This is a genomic window from Amycolatopsis sp. cmx-11-51, assembly GCF_047608665.1.
Classification (GTDB): domain Bacteria; phylum Actinomycetota; class Actinomycetes; order Mycobacteriales; family Pseudonocardiaceae; genus Amycolatopsis.
On record NZ_JADNQO010000002.1, the window covers coordinates 320,255 to 342,655 of the forward strand.

17 protein-coding genes are annotated in these 22,401 nt (G+C 69.1%); 12 read left to right on the forward strand and 5 right to left on the reverse strand.

The genetic code is table 11. The annotated features are described in order from the left end of the window. Positions 1-16 precede the first annotated feature (16 nt). From icmF to ACM6LU_RS10415, 3 genes are all read left to right on the forward strand, one after another. On the forward strand, positions 17-3,253 hold the full coding sequence (gene icmF, locus ACM6LU_RS10405) for a fused isobutyryl-CoA mutase/GTPase IcmF (protein ID WP_414937415.1): 3,237 nt from the start codon (positions 17-19) through the stop codon (positions 3,251-3,253). 170 nt (positions 3,254-3,423) lie between these two features. Continuing rightward, entirely contained in the window at positions 3,424-4,269 is an 846-nt protein-coding gene (locus tag ACM6LU_RS10410; RefSeq protein ID WP_414937416.1) for an LLM class F420-dependent oxidoreductase, read from the forward strand. After that, complete coding sequence (locus ACM6LU_RS10415; RefSeq protein WP_414937417.1) at positions 4,266-5,255, forward strand: TIGR03557 family F420-dependent LLM class oxidoreductase; 990 nt, start codon at positions 4,266-4,268, stop codon at positions 5,253-5,255. Before ACM6LU_RS10410 ends, ACM6LU_RS10415 begins: the two co-directional genes overlap by 4 nt. Before the next feature lie 338 nt (positions 5,256-5,593). On the opposite strand, the gene kstR is transcribed toward ACM6LU_RS10415, so the two are convergent. Continuing rightward, positions 5,594-6,241 (reverse strand): cholesterol catabolism transcriptional regulator KstR, encoded by a 648-nt coding sequence (gene kstR / locus ACM6LU_RS10420; protein ID WP_414937943.1) that lies wholly within the window; start codon positions 6,239-6,241, stop codon positions 5,594-5,596. Between the two features lie 169 nt (positions 6,242-6,410). Here kstR and ACM6LU_RS10425 point away from each other — a divergent pair, with 169 nt between their 5' ends. From ACM6LU_RS10425 to ACM6LU_RS10435, 3 genes are all read left to right on the forward strand, one after another. Further along, positions 6,411-8,486 carry an acyl-CoA dehydrogenase family protein gene (locus ACM6LU_RS10425; protein WP_414937418.1) on the forward strand — a complete coding sequence of 692 codons (2,076 nt, stop codon included), beginning with the start codon at positions 6,411-6,413 and terminating at the stop codon, positions 8,484-8,486. Between the two features lie 116 nt (positions 8,487-8,602). Next, entirely contained in the window at positions 8,603-11,368 is a 2,766-nt protein-coding gene (locus tag ACM6LU_RS10430; RefSeq protein WP_414937419.1) for a DEAD/DEAH box helicase, read from the forward strand. Beyond that, a complete protein-coding gene (locus tag ACM6LU_RS10435) occupies positions 11,368-12,552 on the forward strand; it encodes an SWIM zinc finger family protein (RefSeq protein WP_414937420.1) in 1,185 nt (394 codons plus the stop codon). The genes ACM6LU_RS10430 and ACM6LU_RS10435 overlap by 1 nt, the downstream gene beginning before the upstream one ends. Positions 12,553-12,690: 138 nt before the next feature. Here the strand turns inward: ACM6LU_RS10435 and ACM6LU_RS10440 are convergent, their stop codons facing one another. Next, positions 12,691-13,938 carry an alpha/beta hydrolase fold domain-containing protein gene (locus ACM6LU_RS10440; RefSeq protein WP_414937421.1) on the reverse strand — a complete coding sequence of 416 codons (1,248 nt, stop codon included), beginning with the start codon at positions 13,936-13,938 and terminating at the stop codon, positions 12,691-12,693. A gap of 287 nt (positions 13,939-14,225) precedes the next feature. On the opposite strand from ACM6LU_RS10440, the gene ACM6LU_RS10445 reads away from it, so the two are divergent. From ACM6LU_RS10445 to ACM6LU_RS10470, 6 genes are all read left to right on the forward strand, one after another. Beyond that, a complete protein-coding gene (locus ACM6LU_RS10445) occupies positions 14,226-15,290 on the forward strand; it encodes an acyl-CoA dehydrogenase family protein (protein WP_414937422.1) in 1,065 nt (354 codons plus the stop codon). Between the two features lie 4 nt (positions 15,291-15,294). Further along, positions 15,295-16,467, forward strand: coding sequence for an acyl-CoA dehydrogenase family protein (locus ACM6LU_RS10450; protein ID WP_414937423.1), 1,173 nt, complete (start codon positions 15,295-15,297; stop codon positions 16,465-16,467). Next, positions 16,464-17,378, forward strand: a complete 915-nt coding sequence (locus ACM6LU_RS10455; RefSeq protein WP_414937424.1) for a bifunctional MaoC family dehydratase N-terminal/OB-fold nucleic acid binding domain-containing protein — start codon at positions 16,464-16,466, stop codon at positions 17,376-17,378. Before ACM6LU_RS10450 ends, ACM6LU_RS10455 begins: the two co-directional genes overlap by 4 nt. Then, on the forward strand, positions 17,375-17,770 hold the full coding sequence (locus ACM6LU_RS10460; protein WP_414937425.1) for a MaoC family dehydratase: 396 nt from the start codon (positions 17,375-17,377) through the stop codon (positions 17,768-17,770). The genes ACM6LU_RS10455 and ACM6LU_RS10460 overlap by 4 nt, the downstream gene beginning before the upstream one ends. Next, positions 17,770-18,939 carry a lipid-transfer protein gene (locus ACM6LU_RS10465; protein WP_414937426.1) on the forward strand — a complete coding sequence of 390 codons (1,170 nt, stop codon included), beginning with the start codon at positions 17,770-17,772 and terminating at the stop codon, positions 18,937-18,939. Before ACM6LU_RS10460 ends, ACM6LU_RS10465 begins: the two co-directional genes overlap by 1 nt. Before the next feature lie 73 nt (positions 18,940-19,012). Continuing rightward, complete coding sequence (locus tag ACM6LU_RS10470; protein ID WP_414937427.1) at positions 19,013-19,582, forward strand: DUF5134 domain-containing protein; 570 nt, start codon at positions 19,013-19,015, stop codon at positions 19,580-19,582. 488 nt (positions 19,583-20,070) lie between these two features. Here ACM6LU_RS10470 and ACM6LU_RS10475 read toward each other — a convergent pair whose 3' ends face one another. From ACM6LU_RS10475 to ACM6LU_RS10485, 3 genes are all read right to left on the reverse strand, one after another. Further along, complete coding sequence (locus tag ACM6LU_RS10475; RefSeq protein ID WP_414937428.1) at positions 20,071-20,526, reverse strand: riboflavin kinase; 456 nt, start codon at positions 20,524-20,526, stop codon at positions 20,071-20,073. A 208-nt stretch (positions 20,527-20,734) separates the two neighbouring features. Further along, complete coding sequence (locus ACM6LU_RS10480) at positions 20,735-21,484, reverse strand: class I SAM-dependent methyltransferase (RefSeq protein WP_414937944.1); 750 nt, start codon at positions 21,482-21,484, stop codon at positions 20,735-20,737. Positions 21,485-21,536: 52 nt separating this feature from the next. After that, a complete protein-coding gene (locus ACM6LU_RS10485) occupies positions 21,537-22,400 on the reverse strand; it encodes a MaoC/PaaZ C-terminal domain-containing protein (RefSeq protein WP_414937429.1) in 864 nt (287 codons plus the stop codon). Position 22,401: the final 1 nt, after the last annotated feature.

Here is a 22,401-nt window from a genome sequence, read left to right on the forward strand (position 1 = left end):
CTAGTATTTTAAAAAGATGAGCAGCGACCTGCACCGGCCCGTGAACCCTGTTCGCTTCGTGACGGCGTCGAGTCTCTTCGACGGACACGACGCGTCCATCAACATCATGCGGCGCATCCTGCAGTCGCAGGGCGCGGAGGTCGTGCATCTCGGGCACAACCGGTCGGTCGACGAGGTCGCCACCGCGGCCATCGCCGAGGACGTCCAGGGTGTGGCCATCAGTGCTTATCAGGGTGGGCACGTCGAGTACTTCAGCTACTTGGTCGAGCTGCTGAACGAGCGCGGAGCCGGACACATCAAGGTGTTCGGCGGCGGCGGTGGCGTCATCGTCCGCGAGGAGATCGACCTGCTGCACTCGCGGGGCGTCGCGCGGATCTTCTCGCCCGAGGACGGCTACGAGATGGGCCTCCCTGGCATGATCAACCTGATGATCAAAGCCTGCGACACGGATCTGTCCGCGCAGTCGCCGGGCTCGCTCGACAAACTGTTTTCCGGTGACATCCCCGCGCTTTCCCGAGTCATCACCCAGTTGCAGCGTGAATCGCTGCCGCGGGAGTGGCTCGACAAGGTAGCCGAAGCCGCCAAGGCGCGGACGACGCCGGTCCTCGGCATCACCGGAACGGGTGGTTCGGGCAAGTCGTCGCTCACCGACGAGCTGATCCGCCGCTTCCGGCTGGACCAGGAGGACAAACTCCGCATCGCCGTGCTGGCCGTCGACCCGTCGCGCCGTAAGGGCGGCGGAGCGCTGCTCGGTGACCGGATCCGGATGAACTGCCTCGACGGCAGCCCGGTCTACTTCCGCTCGCTGGCCACCCGGACCACCAGTGGCGAGATCCCCACCGGCCTCTCGGAGTCGATCCTCGCCTGCAAGGCCGCGGGCTTCGACCTGGTGATCGTCGAGACGCCGGGTATCGGCCAGGGCGACGCCGGCATCGTCGACTACGTGGACCAGTCGCTGTACGTCATGACGCCGGAGTTCGGCGCGGCGTCGCAGCTGGAGAAGATCGACATGCTCGACTTCGCCGACGCGGTGGCGATCAACAAGTTCGAGCGCCGCGGCGCCGAGGACGCCCGTCGTGACGTCGCCCGCCAGCTCGTCCGCAACCGTGAGGCGTTCAGCTCCTCGCCCGACGACATGCCGGTCTACGGCACCAGCGCCGCGAAGTTCAACGACGACGGCGTCACCGCGCTGTACCAGCACTTGCGTGACACCCTCGCCGAACGCGGCCTGACCGTCTCTCCCGGCGTGCTCCCGAAGGTCGCGGGCAAGGTGTCCACCGACGCCAGCACGATCATCCCGGCCAACCGGACGCGCTATCTCGCGGAGATCTCCGACATCGTCCGCGGCTACCACACCAAGACCGAGCAGCAGGTCGCCGCGCTGCGCAAGCACGAACACCTCGCCGCCGCCAAGGAGGCGCTGGCCGCCGTCGACGCGAGCACCGACGCGCTCGACGGGCTGCTCGCCGCCGCCGAGTCCGATGTGGACGGTGAGTCGACAACTCTGCTGTCGCGTTTCCAGGAACTCGCCGAGTCCTACCGCGCCGACGAGCTGGTCGTGAAGATTCGTGACAAGGAACTGCGCACCCAGCTCTGGCGTGAGACGCTGTCCGGCAACCGGATCCCGCGCGTGGCGCTGCCGCGCTACACCGAGTCCGGCGAACTGCTGTCGTTCCTGCGCCGCGAACACCTGCCGGGATATTTCCCCTACACCGCGGGCGTTTTCCCGTTCAAGCGCGAGGGTGAGGACCCGGCGCGGATGTTCGCCGGCGAGGGCGACCCGTTCCGCACCAACAAGCGGTTCAAGCTGCTCTCGGCCGACTCCGACGCGAAGCGCCTTTCGACCGCCTTCGACTCCGTCACTCTCTACGGGCACGACCCGCACACCCGACCCGACATCTACGGCAAGGTCGGCACCTCCGGCGTCTCCATCGCGACGTTGGAGGACATGGAGGTGCTCTACGACGGCTTCGACCTGACGTCGCCGAGCACTTCGGTGTCGATGACGATCAACGGGCCGGCGCCGACGATTCTCGCGTTCTTCCTCAACACCGCGATCGACCAGCGTGTGGCGGCGTTCAAGGACGAGCACGGCCGCGAGCCGTCCGAAACCGAGGTCGCCGAACTGCGCGAATGGGCGCTGCGCAACGTCCGCGGCACCGTGCAGGCGGACATCCTCAAGGAGGACCAGGGGCAGAACACCTGCATCTTCTCCACCGAGTTCAGCCTGCGGATGATGGCCGACATCCAGGAATGGTTCATCGAGCACGGCGTCCGGAACTTCTACTCGGTGTCGATCTCCGGCTATCACATCGCCGAGGCCGGGGCGAACCCGATTTCGCAGCTGGCGTTCACCCTGTCGAACGGCTTCACCTACGTCGAGAGCTACCTCGCGCGCGGGATGAGCATCGACGACTTCGCGCCGAACCTGTCGTTCTTCTTCTCCAACGGCATGGACGCCGAGTACTCGGTGCTGGGCCGGGTGGCGCGCCGGATCTGGGCCGTCGCGATGCGGGAGCGCTACGGCGCCAACGAGCGTTCGCAGAAGCTCAAGTATCACGTGCAGACCTCGGGCCGGTCGCTGCACGCGCAGGAGATGAGCTTCAACGACATCCGCACCACGCTGCAGGCGCTGTGCGCACTGTACGACAATGCGAACTCCTTGCACACCAACGCTTTCGACGAGGCGATCACGACGCCGTCGGAGAGCTCGGTGCGGCGCGCGATGGCCATCCAGATGATCATCAACAAGGAATGGGGCCTGTCGAAGAACGAGAACCCGTTGCAGGGCTCGTTCATCATCGACGAGCTGACGGATCTGGTCGAAGAGGCCGTCCTGCTGGAGTTCGACCGGATCTCCGAACGCGGTGGCGTGCTGGGCGCGATGGAGACCGGCTACCAGCGCGGCAAGATCCAGGACGAGTCGATCCTCTACGAGCGTCAGAAGCACGACGGCACGTTGCCGATCATCGGCGTCAACACCTTCCGCAACCCGAACGCCGGCGAGGACGACGTCGAGGTCGAACTCGCGCGGGCGACCGAGGACGAGAAGGTCTCGCAGTTGCACCGGCTGGAGGACTTCCAGCACCGGCACCACGCTGAGGCGCAGGTCGCGCTCAAGACGCTTCGCGAAGCGGCGACCCGCGGCGGCAACCTGTTCGGCGTACTGATGGACGCGGCGCGCGTATGCTCGCTCGGCCAAATCACCGAGGCGTTCTTCGAGGTGGGCGGGCAGTACCGGCGCAACGTCTAGGTGTACTGCCCTGGGAGGTGGTGAACGGGAGCGACACGTGGGTTGATGATATGGCTGGGTGAGGGACCAGCTGATGTCGCGGCCCGGCTGCGGAACTCCGAAAGCACGCTTCGAGAGACACGGCCTAGCGGCTCGGGAATATCGCGGGGCGTGACCGGGTAGTTGCTGACATGGAGATCGGAATCGCCACTTTCATCACCGATGAAGGCATCAGGCCGGACGTCCTGGCAGCCGCCGCCGAGGAGCGCGGGTTCAGCTCGCTGCAGATCGCGGAACATTCGCACATCCCGGTCAGCCGGGAGACGCCGTACCCGGGCGGCGGCGAGCTGCCGCACGTGTATTACCGGACCTTGGACCCGTTCGTCGCGCTGACGGCGGCGGCCGGGGCCACCTCGAAGCTCAAACTGGGCACGGGCGTCGCGTTGCTGCAGCAGCGCGACGTCATCCACACGGCGAAAGAGGTCGCCTCGCTGGACCTGGTTTCGCGAGGCCGGTTCATCTTCGGCGTCGGCGTCGGGTGGAACCGGGAGGAAATGCGCAATCACGGCACGGATCCGCGCACGCGGGGCGCGCTCGTCGACGAGCAACTCGCCGCGCTGAAGGAGATCTGGGCCAAGGACGAGGCTGAGTTCCATGGCGAGTACGTCGACTTCAACCCGATTTACGCGTGGCCGAAGCCGGTGCAGAAGCCGCATCCGCCGATCTACATCGGCGGCGCGGGGGAGAAGGTGCTGCAACGGATCGCCAAGTTCGGTGACGGCTGGCTGCCCCACGCCCACACCCCGCCGGAGGACCTTCGCCAGGCGCGCCAATGGCTCGCCGACCAGGGCCGGAGTGACCTCAAGTTCTCCGCTTTCGGTGCCTCCCCGGACGAAGAGCAGCTGCGCGGGCTGGTGAGCGGTGGTGTCGACGAGGCCACGTTGTTCCTGCCGACCGAGCCCGAAGCGGCGACACTGGAGCGACTCGACCGGTACGCGAAGGTCGCCGAGAACTTTCGGAAGGGGCAACAGGCGTGACTGAGGTTCAAATCGGCTTGGCCGCGGCACTCGAGCAGTTCTCGCCGCGTGAATCGATCCGGCTGGCGGCGCTGGCCGAACAGCACGGATTCTCCGGCCAGATGGCCGCCGACCACTTCCAGCCGTGGGTCCCTCAACAGGGTGAAGCGTCCTTCGTGTGGAGCGTGCTCGCTTCGCTGGCTGAGAACACCACCGGCGACCTCGGGCCGGGCGTGACCTGCCCGTCGTTCCGGCTGCACCCGTCGATGGTCGCGCAGGCCGCGGCGACGCTCGAGGCGACCTACCCTGGCCGGACCTGGCTCGGTATCGGCTCCGGCGAGGCGCTCAACGAACACATCATCGGCGGCTACTGGCCCGAAGCGCCCGAGCGGGTGCGGCGGATGTTCGAGGCGCTCGAGGTCATCCGGAAGCTGTTCACCGGCAAGGACGTCAAGCACAGCGGCGAGTTCTTCAAGCTGCACACCACCCGCCTGTGGACGCTGCCGGACGAGCCGCCGCCGATCTACATCGCGTCGGCAGGCCCGTACACCTCGCGCAAGACCGGCGAACTCGCCGACGGGCTGATCACGCCGGGCGCGTCGATCGAGAAGCTGGCGGGAATCCTCGACAACTTCGGGACCGGCGCGCGCAAGGCGGGCAAGGACCCGGACTCGATGCCGAAGCTGCTACAGGTGCACCTGTCGTGGGCCGAGGACGACGAGACGGCGTGGGCCAACGCGATGGAGCAGTGGCCCAACGGCGGCATGAAGTTCCCGAAGGCCGACATCCGCTCGCCGTTCGACTTCGCGCAAATGGCGAAACTGGTGCGGCGTGAGGACTTCGAGGGCCGCATGGTCGTCTCGTCCGACCCGGACGTGCACCGTGCCGCGCTGCAGAAGTACGTCGACGCCGGCTTCAACCGGATCTACGTACACAACGTGGGCCGGAACCAGGACGAGTTCATCGAGACCTTCGGGCGGGACGTACTTCCGAAGCTGACCGCCTAAGGCGTGTCTCTCGAACTGGGGTTGGCAGGTTGGGCGAGGACACGCGCGTGCGTTTTTTGGCCGGAGGCCTTGGATTTGCGGAGGCGGGCCGCTGATACGGCTGGGTGAGGGACCAGTGGATGTCGCGGCCCGGCTGTGGAAATCCGAAAGCACGCTTCGAGAGACACTGCCTAGTGTCGCGTGATCCTGCTTGCTTGACGTTGGGTTTCGTTCCTCGGACGGCGATCTCGCGTGATCAGACGGCGGTTACGCGTGATTGGACGGCGATCTCCGGAGATCGCCGTCTGATCACGGGTAAGACCTGCAGGATCACGCAACACTAGGCCCCGCGAGTTTCTTCAGGCGTTCTTGTCCAACAGCAGGTGCACCGACAGCTCCAGCCGGTTCGCGACGTCGGCCGCCGAAGCGCGCCGGGTCACCCAGGCGACCAGGTTCGCCATCCAGACGTCGGCGATGACGTGGAAGATGTCGCGATCGGCCTCGGTCGGGTCCTCGATGCCCATGGCCTTGGCGAACATGTTCTCCATCAGCCGCCCGACCTGCTCGACCTCGGCGGCGGCGGTGGTGTCGGCGAACATGAACGCGCGGACCATGGCCTCGGTGAGGTGCGGATCGCGCTGCATCAGCCGGGTGTTGCGGCCGAGGACGAACATCAGCCGCTCGCTCGCGGTGTCGCCAGGGATGGCGGAGCGTTCGAGTTTCTCTTGCGCGCGCTCGAATTCCCTGGCCAGCCCGGAGACGAGCAGGTGAATCTTCGAGGGGAAGTAGCGGTACAGTGTGCCGAGCGCGACGTCCGCCTTCTCGGCGACCGCGCGCATCTGGACCGCGTCGTACCCGCCTTTCGCGGCGAGCGTGAGGGTCGCGTCGATGATGCGGCGCCGCCGGTCGCGTTGTGCCGCGGAGCCGAGTTCGTCGCCGCCCAGCGCGGAGAGACCGGTGCCGCTACGCGCCTTCGCGCTCGTGGGTGCCTTGGCCTTCCCTGGCATCGCCACGTCCCCCTTCATCGAACCGATCTTCGGAACTTGTTCCACTTCCCCCGCGTAGCGTACCCAAGCGGACGAACTGTTCGAGACGTGACCCACTGGGCAAGAAACTGTAACGCGTTCTACACTCGCGAGTAGGTCCGAGTATGGCCACGGCGAGGAGGTCCCACCCGTGTCGATCGCGCTCACCGAGGAACAGGCGGCACTGGCCGCGTCGATCCGGGCATGGGCGGCGGCCACCCGGCCCGTCGACGCCGTCCGAAGTGGCCGGATCACCGAGCCGCCGCCGGGACTGGCGGAACTCGGCTTGTTCGGCGTCGCGATTCCCGAAGACGTCGGCGGCGCCGGCGGCACGCTCGTGGATCTGGCCGCCGGACTCGCCGAAGCCACCGAAGCACTCGTCCCCGGTCCTGTCCTCGGGACGGTGTTGGGCGGCGCGTTGCTCGCGACGGTTCCGCAAGCCGCCAAAGAGATCCTGCCCGGCCTCGCGGACGGGAGCGAACGGCTGGCGGTGGTGCTCGGCCCCGGGTTCCTCGTCTCCGGTTCGGTCGTGGACGGCGAGTCGGGACCGGCTCTCGACGTTCACCCTTCGGCGTGGCTGCTGGTCTCCGCCGGCGACGTCTCCGCACTCGTTCCACCCGGGACGTCCGGAGTGGACATCGAGCAGTGCGATCCGTTCGACGTCTCCCGCCCGGTCGGCCGCGTCCGGTGTGCCGGTGCGACACCCGAGGCGGTTTTCGAATCGCTCCCCGTGGACGCCTACGCCGCCACGCTCGGTGCCGCCGAAGCCGCCGGTATCGCACGATGGTGTCTCCGGACCGCCGTCGAGTACGCGAAAATGCGAGAGCAGTTCGGCCGTCCCATCGGGTCGTTCCAGGCGATCAAGCATCTTTGCGCGGAGATGCTCTGCCGGGCCGAAGCCACCGATGCCCTGGCGTGGGACGCGGCGAGGGCGGCAGACGACCCCGCGCAGCATTCTTTCGCGGTCGCGACGGCGGCGGCCTACGCTCTCGACGCGGCCGTGGCCAACGCGAAGGACTGCATTCAGGTCCTCGGCGGCATTGGATTCACCTGGGAGCATGACGCGCACTTCTACCTGCGTCGCGCCGTCGCCCTGCGTCAGTGGCTCGGCGGTTCCGCCCGGTGGCGCCGTCGCGCCGCCGAACTCGCGCTCCGCGGCGACCGCCGGACGTTGCGTGTCGAGGTCGGCGAGGACGCCGAACTCCGTGTCCTGGTAGGCGAAATCGCCACCCTGCCCGAGCCGGGACGGCGTGCCGCACTGGCCGATTCGGGACTGCTGGCACCGCACTGGCCCGCGCCGTACGGCCGGGGCGCCACGGCCGCCGAACAGTTACGGATCGACGCCGCCCTCATCGATGCCGGTATCCGCCGTCCCGACATGGTCATCGGCTCCTGGGCGATCCCGACGCTGCTCGAACACGGTTCTCAGGAGCAGCGAGACCGCTTCGCCGCGCCCACTCTGCGCGGCGAGATCACCTGGTGCCAGCTGTTCAGCGAGCCCGAAGCAGGCTCCGACCTCGCGTCGCTCCGCACGACGGCCCGGCGCGCCGACGGCGGCTGGCTGCTCAACGGCCAGAAGGTGTGGACGTCGCTCGCGCGTGAAGCCGATTGGGCGATTTGCCTGGCGCGCACCGATCCGGCCGCGCTCAAGCACAAGGGCATCACGTACTTCCTCGTCGACATGACCACCGGCGGGATCAGCACGCGCCCGCTGCGCGAGATCACCGGTGACGCCGTCTTCAACGAGGTCTTCCTCGACGACGTCTTCGTGCCGGACGACATGGTGGTGGGTGAGGTGAACGGCGGCTGGCGGCTCGCGCGGACGACGCTGGCCAACGAACGCGTCGCGCTCGGCAGCGGCTCCGCGGTGGGAGAAGGCGTCGAGAACGTTCTCGCCACTCTCGGCGACGACGCCGACCTGGAGAAGCTGGGCGCGCTGATCGCCGACGGCAGCGCGTGTTCGGTCCTGGACCTGCGGGCGACCTTGCGGCGGCTCGACGGCCAGGACCCGGGCGCCGAGTCGAGCGTGCGCAAGCTGCTGGGCGTCCGGCATCGGCAGGCGGTGGCGGAGTTCGCGCTGGAGGCACTCGGTGAGAACGCCCTCGTCGCCGGTGACCCCGCGCAGCACGAGTTCCTGCTGACCCGCTGCCTCAGCATCGCGGGCGGCACGACGCAGGTGCTGCTGTCGCTGACGGCGGAGCGGTTGCTGGGGCTGCCGCGGTCCTGAAAGTCCCTGTCACGGCTCCGCGGCGTGCTATGAACGGTCCGTTCATAGCAGGATTTGTGAGGAACGGACCGTTCATAGCACGTCCCGCCCGCCGCCTGTCGGTCCCGTGCTCTAGCGTGCGGGGCGTGGAGTTCGGCACAGAAACCCAAGCCACCTTCGTCCCCTCGGATCCCCCGCGGGACGGCGTGTTGGCGCTCTGGGGAGAAGGCGTAGAGGGTGACACCGCGATCGAACTCGTGCTGCCGGCGGGAAAGGTCTTCCGGCGAACGAAGGTCGACGCGGCGCTCGTCCCGTTGTCACGCGCGATTCCGCGGTTGCTGGTCGCGGAGGGCGACTTGAGCCCGGCCGTCGCCGCGTGGTCGGCCGCCGTCGAGGCCGGGGTGAACCTCATCGCCCGCGGCAGGCTGCTGCCCGCGGCCTCACCCGGTGGGGTGGATTCATGGCGGGTCGGCCCGCTCGACGTCGCCGACGAGGAGATGCTGCGCGGGCTCGCCGCCGCGCTGCCGCCCGAGGCGCACGCGCTGCCGTTGTCCGGGCTGAAGCGGATCAGGTTGCATTCACCGGAGTCTTTGATCCGCGCGCTCTGGGACGCGACGGCGGACGTACTGGTCCGCACGCCGGCCGCGAGCGTCGCGGCGGGCGGTCCGGCGTTCGCTTCGGCCGAGTCGACGCTGGTCGGGCCGGACGGCGCCGCGTGGCTCGCGGAATTGAACACCCGGCAGGCGCAGGACGCGCATCTCGTCCTGCGTATGGAGGTGTCCGAATCCGAGAACCCCGACGAAGAGCCCACTTTCGCCGCCGTCCTCGCCGTGCGGAGCGCCGCAGATCCGAGCCTGATCGTCGAGGCGGCGACGTTGTGGGACGCGCCCGAAGCGGTATTGGAGCGGATGGGCGAGCAGGTCGAGACGCAGTTGCTGCTCGGGCTGCGGCGAGGTGCCAGGGCGTGGTCGCCGCTCGGCCGCATGCTGCGATCGGCCGCGCCGACCGAGCTGGCGCTGGAGTACGACGAGGTCGTCGACCTGCTGACCCACGGGGACGTGGCGCTGGGCGGCGCCGGTATCGAGGTGCAGTGGCCGAAGGATCTGTTCGCGGGCGAACTCAAGGCGAAGGCGAGCGCGACGCAGACCCCCGGCAGTGTCACCGGGCCCGAGTTCACGCTCAAGAGCCTGTTGCAGTTCCGCTGGCGGCTGAGCCTCGGCGACGAGGAACTCACCGACGCCGAGGTCACCGCGCTCGCCGAGGCGAAACGGCCGCTGGTGAGGCTGCGCGGCAAATGGGTCAAGGTCGACGCGCGCCTGCTCGCGAAGGTGCGCGCTCACCGCGCGAAGAAGCTGTCCGGGGCCGAAGCGCTGGCCGCGGCGCTCACCGGCGAACTGGAACTGGACGGCGAGAAGGTCGAGTTCACCGCCCCGTCGGCGCTGACGGGGCTGCTCCAGCGGATCCGTGACAGCGCCGCGGAACCGATAGAGCAGCCCGCGGAACTGCGGGCGACCCTGCGGCCGTATCAGAAGGCGGGCCTGGCGTGGCTGGCGACGATGACCGGGCTCGGACTCGGCGCCTGCCTGGCCGACGACATGGGGCTCGGCAAGACGATCCAGCTCATCTCCCTGCATCTGCACCGCCGTCCGCTGAAGGAAGGTCCCACACTCGTCCTGTGCCCGACGTCGTTGCTTGGCAACTGGGAACGCGAATTCGCCCGGTTCGCGCCGGACGTCCCGGTGCGCCGGTTCCACGGCGGCGGCCGGCACCTCGACGAGGTCGCGCCGGACGAGGTCGTGCTCGCCACGTACGGCGTCCTCCGCCGGGATCGCGCGACCCTGTCCGAAGTGGACTGGGGGATGATCGCCGCCGACGAGGCGCAGCACGTCAAGAACCCGCTTTCGGTCACCGCCAAGGAACTGCGGAAGATCCCGGCGGCGGCGAAGGTCGCACTGACCGGGACGCCGATGGAGAACCGGCTCACCGAACTGTGGTCCATTGTGGACTGGACGACCCCAGGTCTGCTCGGCTCGCTCGACGGGTTCCGCCGCAAGGTCGCCCGTCCGATCGAACGGAACTCCGACACCGTCGCGACCGAACGGCTCGCCGCCACCGTGCGGCCGTTCCTGTTGCGCCGTAAGAAGACCGACCCGGACATCGCCCCCGAACTCCCGCGCAAGACCGAGACCGACCGGTTCGTCCCGCTCACCGCCGAGCAGACGACGCTGTACGAGGCCGTCGTCCGGGAGAACCTCGCGATGATCCGCGAGCTGAACGGGGTGGCGAGGCGCGGGCAGGTGCTCAAACTGCTCACCGAACTCAAGCAGATCTGCAACCATCCGGCGCAGTACCTCAAAGAGCCCGGCGTACTGCACGGCCGGTCCGGCAAGCTCGCCGCTTTCGAGGAACTGCTCGACGTCATCCTCGACGAGGGCGACAGCGTGCTCGTGTTCAGCCAGTACGTCCAGCTGTGCCGCCTGCTGGAGAAACGCCTGGCCGAACGCGGACTGCCGACGATGCTGCTGTCCGGGTCGAGTACGCCCGAGGTCCGCGAGGACATGGTCGCCCGGTTCCAGGCGGGCGAGGTGCCGGTGTTCCTGCTGTCGCTCAAGGCGGGCGGGGTCGGGCTCAACCTGACCAAGGCCACCCACGTGATCCACTACGATCGCTGGTGGAACCCGGCGGTCGAGGACCAGGCCACCGACCGCGCGTACCGGATCGGGCAGGACAGGCCGGTCCAGGTGCACCGCCTGATCTCCGAAGGCACGCTCGAGGAGCGCATCGCCACCGTCCTGGAGACCAAACGCGGCCTGGCCGACGCGGTCATCGGCGCCGGCGAGAACTGGATCACCGAGCTGTCCGACGACGAACTCGCCGACCTCGTCCGACTCGGGGACACCTGATGCCCAGCGTGACCGGGCGGAAACGGCGCACCTTCGGCAACACGTGGTGGGGCAAGGCGTGGGTCGAGGCTTTGGAAGACCGCGCCAAACTCGACCCGAACCGGCTGCCGCGCGGGCGGACGTACGCGCGCAAGGGCACGGTCAGCGACCTTGCGGTCGGCACGGGCGAGGTGACGGCCCGGGTGTGGGGCAGCCGAGCCGTGCCGTACCGGGTGACCATCCACATGCGGGCGTTCACCGAGGAGCAGTGGGAAAGCCTGCTCGGCATGGTCGGCTCGCGGCTCGGGCACGTCGCCGCCCTCCTCGACGGCGAATTGCCCGGCGAGCTGGCCGGGGACGCGCGGGCCGCCGGCGCGGACCTGCTCCCCGGCCCGGGTGATCTGCGTCCGAAGTGTTCCTGCCCCGACAGCGCGGACCCGTGCAAGCACGTCGCCGCGGTGTACTACCTGGTCGCGGAAGAGGTCGACGCCGATCCGTTCGTGCTGTTCCTGCTGCGCGGCAGACCGCGGGAGGCCGTCCTCGCGGAACTGCGGTCCCGCCGGGCGCCCGCGAACGAGTCCGGCGAGCGGGTGCGCGCCCCCGCCGCGCCCGGCGTCGACCCGAAACGCGCCTACACCCGGCGGATCGCGGCGTTGCCGCCGCGACTGGCGGTCCCGGGCACGGTCGGGCCGCCCGCGGTCCTCGACCTCGATCCGCCGCACCGCACGGGCTGGAGCAGTGACACGTTCGCGGAACTCGCCGCCGACGCCGCCGCGAGGGCCTGGGAACTGCTGGTCATGGGGCCCGGCCGCGAACCGGAGCTGACGTTCGAGGAAGACCTCGCCCGCCGGGCGGCGACAGGCGATCCGGACGTGGTCACCGAACTCGCCGAGGCCGCGGGGATGCCGGTGCGGGACCTCGCCGTCTGGGCCCAGGCCTGGCGCGAGGCGGGCCTGGGCGGGATGGCGGTGGTCCGGGAGGTCTGGCGGCCGGGGCAGGCGCCGCTCGCGCAGGCCAGGGCGGACTTGGCCGAATCAGGGCTGCCGGGAGCGCCGAAGACCTGGCGGAACCGGATCACCCAAGGTGACCTGCAACTGCGCTACGGCCGTGACGAACGCTGGTACCGCTTCGTGCGCGACGGTGAGGGCTGGCGGGTCGACGGTCCGCCGTCCACGCGGCCGACGGACGTGATCTACCCACCCTGACCTCGAGCCTCGTGAGCGGTGAGGAGTTGAGCGTGGAGGAGGGACGTTCAACGCATTGCCGCGAAGGGAGCCTTCACCGCGTGCGATGCGGTGAAAGTCCCCTTCACCCGGCGCGGCACGACGAACCGTCCCTACCAGTCACGAGGGGCCGGGCTGGCGCCGCCAGGTGCGGTGACTCCATTCCAGGAACCGTTCCACCCCGCGGACCACGTGTGCGCTGCGGATCGACGGAAAGACGTCGAAGGCGTGCTGCGCGCCGGAGATCTCCGCGTAGGCGACTTCACGCTGGGACTTCTCCCGCAGGCGCCGCACGAATTCGCGGGCCTCACCGACCGGCACCAGTGAGTCGTGGACGCCGTGGATGACGAAGAACGGCGGCGCGTCCTCGGTGATCCGGTCCAATGGTGACGCCGCGACGTAGTCGTCGAGGAAGTTCACCGGGTCCTTGTCCGCCTCGAAGACGTGCCGGGCGATCAGGGTCTTCAGCCGTGTCTGGCTGGAACGCCGTCCGCTGGTCGCGGCGAAGTCGTACACGCCGTAGTGCGGGGCGCACGCCTGGACGCTGGTGTCGGCCTCGGTGAAGCCGGGCTGCAGTGCCGGATCGTTCGCGGTCAGTGCCAGCAGCGCCGCGAGATGCCCGCCCGCGGAACCCCCGGTCACCGCCACGAACGACGGGTCGCCGCCGTAGGACTCGGCGTTGTCCCGGATCCAGGCCAGCGCGCGTTTCGCCGCGATGATGTGCGCGGGCCACCGGGCGGCGGGGGAGAGCGGGTAGTTGATCGCGACGCAGATCCAGCCGCGTTTGGCCATGTGCAGCATCAGCGGAAGGCCCTGCTGGTCCTTGTTGCCGATCACCCACGCGCCGCCGTGCACCTGCAGCAGGATCGGCGCGCCGGTGACCTTCTCGCGTGGCGCGTAGACGTCGAGCAGGAACCGCTTCCCGCCGGGGGCGTAGGCGATGTCGCGCGTCCGCCGGACCTCGGGGTCGCGCATGCGGAACGGCATCGCCAGCTGACCCCACGGTGTCGCGAGGTCGGTCGGGCTCGGCGGGTGCTCGAGTTCCCCGGTATAGGCCTTGCCGATGCCTTCGGTGAGCGCGGTTTCGATCTCGTCGCGCGCTCGCTGGGACTGGACGATCAGCGTGCCGAGCCCGGCCGCCGACGCGGCCGCGAGGGTGAGACCGGCCTTGCTCGATCCGCCCCGGTGCCGGGCGACGTGCGCCGCCACGTCGGCCGCGGTGAGCGCGAGCAGATGCGGGGCGAGCTCCCCGGTGAGCCAGCCCGCGAAGAACGCCGGAACCGCTGTCCGGGCGCCACGCGGCGGCTTGAGCGCGTTCGCGGCGAGCGCGAGCTGGAGTGCCTGGCGGAGGACGAAACTCGGCTGCATGGGCACCGATCCTACCGCCGGGTAACGGCCTAGAACCGGTTACAGAGTTGCCCAGGGTGACTTTTATGCGGAGATTGAGTGGTCTGGACGCGAGTTTTCCTCTACTTGGAGACACCCGCCCAGATCCTGCACGTGTGCGGGCTGCTCACCCTGGGCGGTTCGGCCATGCCCGGCGGCTACGATTTCGAGCGCCGCCGTTTCTCGTGGGGGTTGCCGTCCGGCCGCCTTCCGGATAAGACTAGAACAGGTTTCAGTATTGTGCCCGGTCGGCCCGGTGAGGAGCCAGTGTGGACTTCCAGTTCGACGAGACACAGACCGAGGTCACCGCGCTGACCGCGCGCGTGCTCGGCAAGGAGCGTGAATCCGCCGGAACGTGGCGCGCGCTCGCCGATTCCGGTCTGCTCGCGCTGGCGCTGCCCGCCGAACTCGGCGGTGACGGCCTCGGCGTTGCCGAAGTCGCCTTGGTCCTGACCGAACTCGGCCGCGTCGCCTCTCCGGTGCCCGCGCTGGCGACGCTGGCCTTCGGCGTCCTGCCCGTCGGGGCGCTGGGCGGGCCGGAACAGCGGGCCGCTCTGCTGCCGCCGGTCGCCGCGGGCGAATCCGTGCTCACGGCCGCGCTGCACGAACCTTCCGCGCCGTTCACCACCCGGCCCGCGACCGTGGCGGAGTCGGCGGGGGGCTGGCGGCTGAGCGGGGTCAAGGTCGGCGTGCCGTTCGCGGCGGAGTCGGCTCGGATCTTGACACCCGCCTCGCTGCCCGGCGGCACCGGCGTCTTCCTGGTCGACCCGCGGGCGGACGGCGTGACGCTGACGCCGACGAGAACCTCTTCCGGCACGCCGGACCACACGATGACGCTGGATTCCGTGACCGTCATCGACGCCGACCTCCTCAATGGACACGGCCCCGGCGAATCGATCGCCACCCTCCACCGGTTCGCGCTCGCGGGTGCGGTGGCGTTCGGCGACGGGCTCCTCGCCGGCGCGCTCGCGCTGACCACCGCGTACGTCGGCGAACGCGAGCAGTTCGGGCGTCCGCTGGCGGCGTTCCAGGCGGTGGCGCAGCAGATCGCGGACGTCTACGTGGCCTCGAGAACCGTCCAGCTGGCCGCGCGGTCGGCGGTCTGGCGGCTCGCGGCGGGACTCGACGCCGAAGCGGAACTCGACATCGCGGCGTACTGGCTGGCGGAGGAGGCGCCCGACGCGCTGGCCGTCTGCCACCACCTGCACGGCGGGGTCGGCGTGGACGAAACGTATCCGCTGCACCGGTTCTCGTCGGCGGTCAAGGATCTCGGACGGACACTCGGCGGCGCCTCGCATCGGCTGGCCGAACTGGGCGAACTGGCGGTGGGGTGACACGATGCTGATCGAACTGACCGCAGCACAACGACAACTGCGTGCGGAACTGCGAAAGTACTTCGCCGGACTGGTGAGTGCCGGCGAACGGCACGCGATGCTGCGTGAGCGGCACGGCCCGGTGTACCGCGAGATCGTGCGGCGGATGGGCCGCGACGGCTGGCTCGGCGTCGGTTGGCCGGAACGGTACGGCGGCCGGGGTTTCGGAGAGATCGAGCAGCACATCTTCGTCGACGAGGCCGCCCGCGCCGACGTCCAGCTGCCGTCGGTGACGCTGCAGACCGTCGGGCCGACGTTGCAGGCGTTCGGCACCGAGGCGCAGAAGACCTTTTTCCTGCCCCAAATTCTCGCGGGGGAGGTGCATTTCGCCATCGGGTACACCGAACCGGACGCGGGCACGGACCTCGCGTCGCTGCGGACGACGGCGGTGCGTGAGGGCGAGGAGTACGTCGTCAACGGCCAGAAGACCTTCACCACCGGCGGGCACGACGCCGACTACCTCTGGCTCGCCGTGCGGACCGCGCCGGACGCGCCGAAGCACAAGGGGATCTCGATCCTCATCATGGACACCCGCGATCCGGGCTATTCTTGGACGCCGATCATCACTTGCGACGGCGCGCACCATGTGAACGCCACCTACTACTCGGACGTCCGGGTTCCGGCGGACATGCTGGTGGGCAAGGAGAACGAGGGCTGGCGGCTGATCACCACGCAGCTCAACCACGAGCGCGTCATGCTCGGCCCGGCCGGGCGCATCGGCGGGCTCCACGACCGGGTCCGCGACTGGGCGGCGTCCAGGAAGACGCCCGAGGGAACACCCTTGCTTCACTTGCCCGACGTGCGCAACGTACTCGCCGAAGCGTTCGCGTCCGCCCGTGTCAACGAACTGCTGAACTGGCAGGTCGCGGCGTCGTCGGCGACCGGACCGGTGGCGGTGGCCGACGCCTCCGCCACCAAGATCTTCGGTTCCGAACGCATCCAGCGGTTGGCCAGGAGACTGGAGGAGATCGTGGCACGACACGGCGATCAGGCCGACGCCGAAACCGCGGAACTGGCCCGCTGGCTGGACGTGGTGGCCAAGCGCAACCTGGTGCTGACCTTCGGTGGCGGCGTCAACGAGATCCAGCGCGAACTGATCGCCACGGCGGGTCTCGGCTTGCCGAGGGTGCCGCGATGAGCATCCAGGAGGCGGCCGAACGGATCGCCGCGCAGGGGCAATCCGCGCCGCGGGCGGCCCGCGACGCGGTCAACCAGGCGATGGTGAACAACTGGGTCGAGGCCATCGGTGACCGCAATCCCGTGTATGTCGACGAAGAGTTCGCCGCGAGGAGTGTCCACAAGGGACTCGTCGCGCCGCCCGCGATGGCGCAGGTGTGGACGATGGGTGGGTTGCGTTGGACCCGCGCGTCGGACGACCCGCTCGGGGCGATGATGGAGGTGCTCGACGAGGCCGGGTTCACCTCGGTCGTCGCGACCGACTCCGAGCAGAACTACCACCGCTACCTGCGGCACGGCGAACACGTCTCGGCGACCGCGAAACTCGAGAGCGTCGTCGGGCCGAAACGCACCGCGCTCGGCGAAGGCTGGTTCGTGACGACGAAGACCACTTGGTACGTCGGCGACGAGGCTGTCGCGGACATGATGTTCCGGGTGCTGAAGTTCCGCCCACCGGGCGCCGGACCCGCCAAAGCGACCGCTCCGGTGCTGCGGCCGGTGATCAGCAAGGACACCGAGTTCTTCTGGGCCGGGCTGCGCGAAGGCGAACTGCGGATCCAGCGGTGGGGCGAAACCCTGCGGCATCCACCAGGGCCGATGCCGCCCGACGGCGACCTCGACGCGAAACCGGATTACATCGTCGCGTCCGGGCGCGGAACGGTCTACAGCTACGTGGTGCATCACCATCCGAAGGTTCCGGGCAAGGATCTGCCGGTCGTGGTGGCGCTCGTCGAACTGGAGGAAGGTGTCCGGGTGACGGGCGAACTGCTCGACGCCGATCCCGAAACCGTCCACATCGGACTTCCGGTGGAGGTCGCGTTCGTGAAGATCGACGAGGAACTGACGTTGCCCGCTTGGCGGGTCGCGCGATGAAGAACTGTTCGGCCGGCACCGAGTTGCCGCCGCTGACCATCGAGGCCACCCCGACGTTCGTGGTGAGCACGGCCGTCGCGACCCGGGACTTCCAGGACGTCCACCACGATCGTGACGCCGCTGTCCGACGCGGGTCGAAGGACATCTTCCTCAACATCCTCACCGACACCGGCCTGGTGCAGCGGTTCGTGACCGACTGGGCGGGACCGGAGGCGTTCGTGCGGTCGATCAAGATCCGGCTCGGCGTGCCCTGTTACGCCTACGACACCCTGACCTTCACCGGGCGGGTCCTGGAACGCGACGGTGACGACGTGGTGATCTCCGTGTCCGGTGTGGACAGTCTCGGCGAACATGTGGTGGGCACCGTGACGGTCACCATGGGAGGCGAGTGATGACCCTGTCCGGGAAGGCGGCGATCGTCGGGATCGGCGCGACGGAGTTCTCCAAGGATTCCGGGCGCAGCGAACTGCGATTGGCTGCCGAAGCGGCTTCGAACGCGCTGAAGGACGCCGGGCTCTCTCCGTCCGATGTGGACGGTCTGGTCTCGTTCACCATGGACGGCAACAGTGAGATCGCCGTCGCGCGGGAACTCGGCATCCCCGAACTCAAGTTCTTCAGCCGGATCCACTACGGCGGCGGGGCGGCGGCCGCGACCGTGCAGCAGGCCGCGATGGCCGTCGCGACCGGCGTCGCGGACGTCGTCGTCGCGTACCGGGCCTTCAACGAACGGTCGGGGATGCGGTTCGGTCAGGTTTCGTCGGCCGCAGCGGGGCAGGTGAACTCCTCCGGCGTCGACAACGCGTTCCACTACCCGATGGGGATCGCGACGCCCGCCGCGACCGTCGCCATGCTCGCCCGGCGCTACCTGCACGAGTACGGCGCGACCAGCGAGGACTTCGGCAGGATCGCCGTCATCGACCGCGCTCGCGCGGCGACGAACCCGAAGGCGTGGTTCTACGGCAAGCCGATCACGCTCGAAGACCACCAGGCCTCCCGCTGGGTCGCCGAACCGTTGCACCTGCTCGACTGCTGCCAGGAGAGCGACGGCGGTGTCGCGCTGGTGGTGACCAGCGCCGAGCGGGCTCGTGACCTGCCGCACCGGCCCGCCGTGATCGCGGCGGCCGCGCAGGGGAGTGGTCCGGACCAGTACGTGATGACCAGCTACTACCGTGACGACCTCCCGGCGCTGCCCGAGATGGGCGTCGTCGGGCGGCAGCTGTGGGAGCAGTCCGGCCTTGGTCCCGGGGACATGGATCTCGCCGTACTGTACGACCACTTCACCCCTTATGTCCTGATGCAGCTGGAAGAACTGGGCTTCTGCGGCAAGGGGGAGGCCAAGGACTTCATCAGCGGAGGCACCCTGGAACTCGACGGGAAGCTGCCGCTCAACCCGCACGGCGGGCAGCTGGGGGAGGCCTACATCCACGGGATGAACGGGATCGCCGAAGGGGTCCGGCAGGTGCGGGGCGACGCCGTCAACCAGGTCGACGGGGCTTCACGGGTGCTGGTGACCGCCGGTACGGGCGTACCTACGAGCGGACTGGTCCTGACCGCGGGCTGAGATCACCTCATTGCCCGATGGTGTACTAGAGCGGTACCTGCCACGGTGAGAGGGATACCGGCTGGGAGGTGCCATGTCTGGACCAAGCGTTGTCGCGTGGACCCTGACCGCGGTGTTCGCCGCGCTGGTCCTGCCCTGCGTGCTGAGACTCGTCCGGCTGGACTACGGACGACTGGGCGCGGCGGTCCGCAACGGTGATCTGGCCGAACTGCTGCTCGTCGTCGCCATGGTCGCGATGCTGTCACCGGTGGGCGGCCCCATCCCCGCGGCGGGCTGGCAGGCGGTGCTGGCGCTGACCGCGGGCTGGTTCGCCGTCTCGTGGTGGAAGGGGCGGCGGTCCGGGCACGCCGAGTGCGGGCACCACGCCGTCTCCGCCGCGGCGATGCTGTTCATGGTGACGTTCATGCCGCACAGCGAGGTCTCCCACGGGCCGTGGCTGGTGATGTCCGGCCCCGGTGCCGCTTCAGCGCTGTGGTTGTCGCTGGTTTTCGGTGTCGTGGCGGCCTATTTCGCGGTGGACGCGGTCCGCGCCGGGGTCCAGGCGGCGCGGGGCGCCGGTGGCTCCGGTCGGGTGTCGCGGTGGGTGTGCCGGGTGATCATGGGGCTGGGGATGGGCTACATGCTGGTGGGCGCCGCACTTTGACGGTGTGGACGCCGCTCGGAAGTACATGAAGGCCCCCCTTCCTAGGCGCAGGGTCCCGGCAAAGTCGCGGAGCTGGTCAAGCGGGTGGTGAGTGGCGAGCGGGGTTCTCCCCGACCTGTGTTTGCCTACTGGCTGAAGCGGCGTCATCCTCCCGCTCGACCGAGTTGACCTTGATGAACGGAAGATCGGGGACTTTGAGTGTCCCCGATCTTCCGTTGATCCTGGTCCGAGGCCTTGCGCCGTCGGGCTGATCACACGTGGGTAAGCAACTGCCGGTCCGCCTTGACCTGAATCGCCACTCACGACCGAAGGTGGCGCAGTCGTCGAGCGCGGCCGCCCCCCGGTGTCGCGAAAGCCACTTTCGCGACGTCAGAGGTCCCGAAAGTGGCTTTCGCGACACCGAACGGCAGTTGCGCGAATCTGCCGGAGCCCTTGCGCTAGGCGCAAGGAAGGGAGCCTTCATGTACTGCGGGTCCTTGCCCAAGCCGTCAGACGCCGATCCGCCGGACCACACCGTCTTCGGCCGCCTCAGCGGCGGGAAGGACCTCGGCCGGGTTGTCCGCCGCCCACTTGCCCGCGGCCGCGATGTCCTTGTCGAGCGCGACGATCAGTGCTTCCGACGACGGGTACGCCTGCTGCTCGCGCAGATGGTGGCCCAGCCACACGGTCAGCACCTCGCCGTAGAGGTCCCCGCCGAAATCGAGCAGATGTGCCTCGACGAGCCGGTAGCCGTCCGCGCCGTAGTACGTCGGCCGCCTGCCGACCGAGATCGCCGCCGCGATCCGGGTACCGTCCGCGCGTTCGACCCACCCAGCCCACACTCCGTCGCCGACCTGGCCGTCCTGGTCGCGCAACGCGATGTTGGCGGTCGGGAACCCCAGTTCCCGCCCCCGCTGGTCGCCCTTCTCCACCTGGCCACGGACCAAGAAGTACTCCGCCGTCATTCCGCTCCCCGTCCCTGACGTCACGAAAGCCATGAATACCACGCCCCGACCGGCAGGTCGACCGCCGTCCACGCGGCGAGAGGCGTCCTAGGAGTCCACTGTGTACTCCAGGGCGCCCTGCCGCCGCGATAGCGGGGCCTTCGGCCGAGGGAGGTTCATGCGTGGTGTCCTTGCCAGGGGGACATCTCAGCTCCGCCACCCGGCTGAATCACGTCGTGACGAGCCGGTATCCCAGGTCCAGCTCGGTCCGGCCCAGCAGGCCGACGTGACGCCGGTGCCAGTGCCCGTCGGCGAGGTCTGCGCGCAGCCGCTCCACCGCCGACGCGACGACGTTCTGGTCCAGCAGCGCGACACCGGACATCCCCGCGCGCACGCGGTCCGACAGGTAGGCCTCCGGCCTGCGCCAATACGCGCCGAGGAACCCGTCGACACAGTTCGAGGGCACCGGCAGCGGAGCCACCGACGGTGTTTCGCCCGCCGCGCTCAACTCCTCGACGACCCGGTCGAGGCAGGCCAGCCTGCTCTCGTGCTCGGCGATCTCCGGCAGGTAGTCCCGCACCAGCCAAAAGCGCGCGAACACCGCCTGGTCCCAGGTCACGATCACCTGGCGACGGGACACGCGCCGCAACTCGGCCAGTCCGGTGGTCACGTCCGTCCAGTGGTGCACGGTGAGCACCGCCAGCCCGGCGTCGAAGGCTCCGTCGGGGAAGGGCAGCCGTTCCGCGCACGCCTGGACGGCGGGGGCGGCGGTGGCCGGACGCTGCCCGATCATCCGCCGCGACGGTTCGACGGCGATCACGCCACGGTCTTCCGGCTCGTAGGAACCGGCTCCGGCGCCGACGTTGACCACCGATCGCGCGTCGGCGAGAGCGGCGGTCACGGCGGCCGCGATCCGGGGATCCGGACGTCTCGATCGCGCGTAGTCCCGGCCGAGTTCGGCATACGGGTCGCTGATCAAGGTGCGCACCTCGCCGAGTCTAACCAGAGCCCTTACCAGCGGGTATGAGGATTCAGTCTGTCGTGGTCAATAAAGTGTCGGAAAGAACAGGCGCGTCGTCCCGTTCGGGTGCCGTGGTCGTGATCAGCAGCCCGGCGGGCTCGCGCCAGACGCGGGTCCGCAGCGGTTCGCCGGGGAAGACGACGCCGGCGAACTTCGCCGAAAACGACGCGACGCGGGAGGTGTCCCCTTCCAGCAGTTCGTCGGTGACGGCCTTCGCGACGACGCCGTAGGTGCACAGGCCGTGCAGGATCGGCTTGTCGAACCCGGCCGCCGCGGCGAACGCGGGATCGGCGTGCAGGGGGTTGCGGTCGCCGCAGAGCCGGTAGAGCAGCGCCTGCTGTGGCAGCGTCGGTGTGTCGATGACCACGTCCGGTTCCCGCGACGGGAGTTCGACGCGATCGGACGGTCCGCGTTCGCCGCCGAAACCTCCTTCGCCACGGGCGAAGATGCTCGACCGCAGTGTCCACAGTGGAGTTCCGCCGGAGTCGGTGGCGACCGTCTCGTTCACGATCACCGCCGCCTTGCCCTTGTCGAAGACGTCGACGATCCGCGTCCTGGCCACGGCCTTGCCCGCCGCCGGGATCGGCCGGTGCGCGATCACCTCCTGCTTGCCGTGCAACACCTTCCCGAGGTCGACCTCGACGCCGGGGAACGAGACCGCGGGTGGCTCGAATACCCGCAGGTTCGCCGCCACGGTGGCGAACGTGGGCAGCACCTGGAGGCCGTCCTCATAGGTGTAGCGCAGCTCCCGGGGGCTCATCGGATCCGCGCCCGCGCCCAGCGCCAGGTGGTAGAGCTGCACGTCCGAGGCGGTCCAGGCGAAACTCACCTCGCCGAGATCGGCGCCGATCGCGACCGCGGGGTCGATGGGCACG

Coding starts and splice junctions, on each gene's coding strand:
- icmF (WP_414937415.1), top strand. CDS start 17: ATGAGCAGCGACCTGCACCGGCCCGTGAACCCTGTTCGCTTCGTGACG.
- ACM6LU_RS10410 (WP_414937416.1), top strand. CDS start 3,424: ATGGAGATCGGAATCGCCACTTTCATCACCGATGAAGGCATCAGGCCG.
- kstR (WP_414937943.1), bottom strand. CDS start 6,241: ATGCCAGGGAAGGCCAAGGCACCCACGAGCGCGAAGGCGCGTAGCGGC.
- ACM6LU_RS10435 (WP_414937420.1), top strand. CDS start 11,368: ATGCCCAGCGTGACCGGGCGGAAACGGCGCACCTTCGGCAACACGTGG.
- ACM6LU_RS10440 (WP_414937421.1), bottom strand. CDS start 13,938: ATGCAGCCGAGTTTCGTCCTCCGCCAGGCACTCCAGCTCGCGCTCGCC.
- ACM6LU_RS10450 (WP_414937423.1), top strand. CDS start 15,295: ATGCTGATCGAACTGACCGCAGCACAACGACAACTGCGTGCGGAACTG.
- ACM6LU_RS10455 (WP_414937424.1), top strand. CDS start 16,464: ATGAGCATCCAGGAGGCGGCCGAACGGATCGCCGCGCAGGGGCAATCC.
- ACM6LU_RS10460 (WP_414937425.1), top strand. CDS start 17,375: ATGAAGAACTGTTCGGCCGGCACCGAGTTGCCGCCGCTGACCATCGAG.
- ACM6LU_RS10465 (WP_414937426.1), top strand. CDS start 17,770: ATGACCCTGTCCGGGAAGGCGGCGATCGTCGGGATCGGCGCGACGGAG.
- ACM6LU_RS10470 (WP_414937427.1), top strand. CDS start 19,013: ATGTCTGGACCAAGCGTTGTCGCGTGGACCCTGACCGCGGTGTTCGCC.
- ACM6LU_RS10475 (WP_414937428.1), bottom strand. CDS start 20,526: ATGACGGCGGAGTACTTCTTGGTCCGTGGCCAGGTGGAGAAGGGCGAC.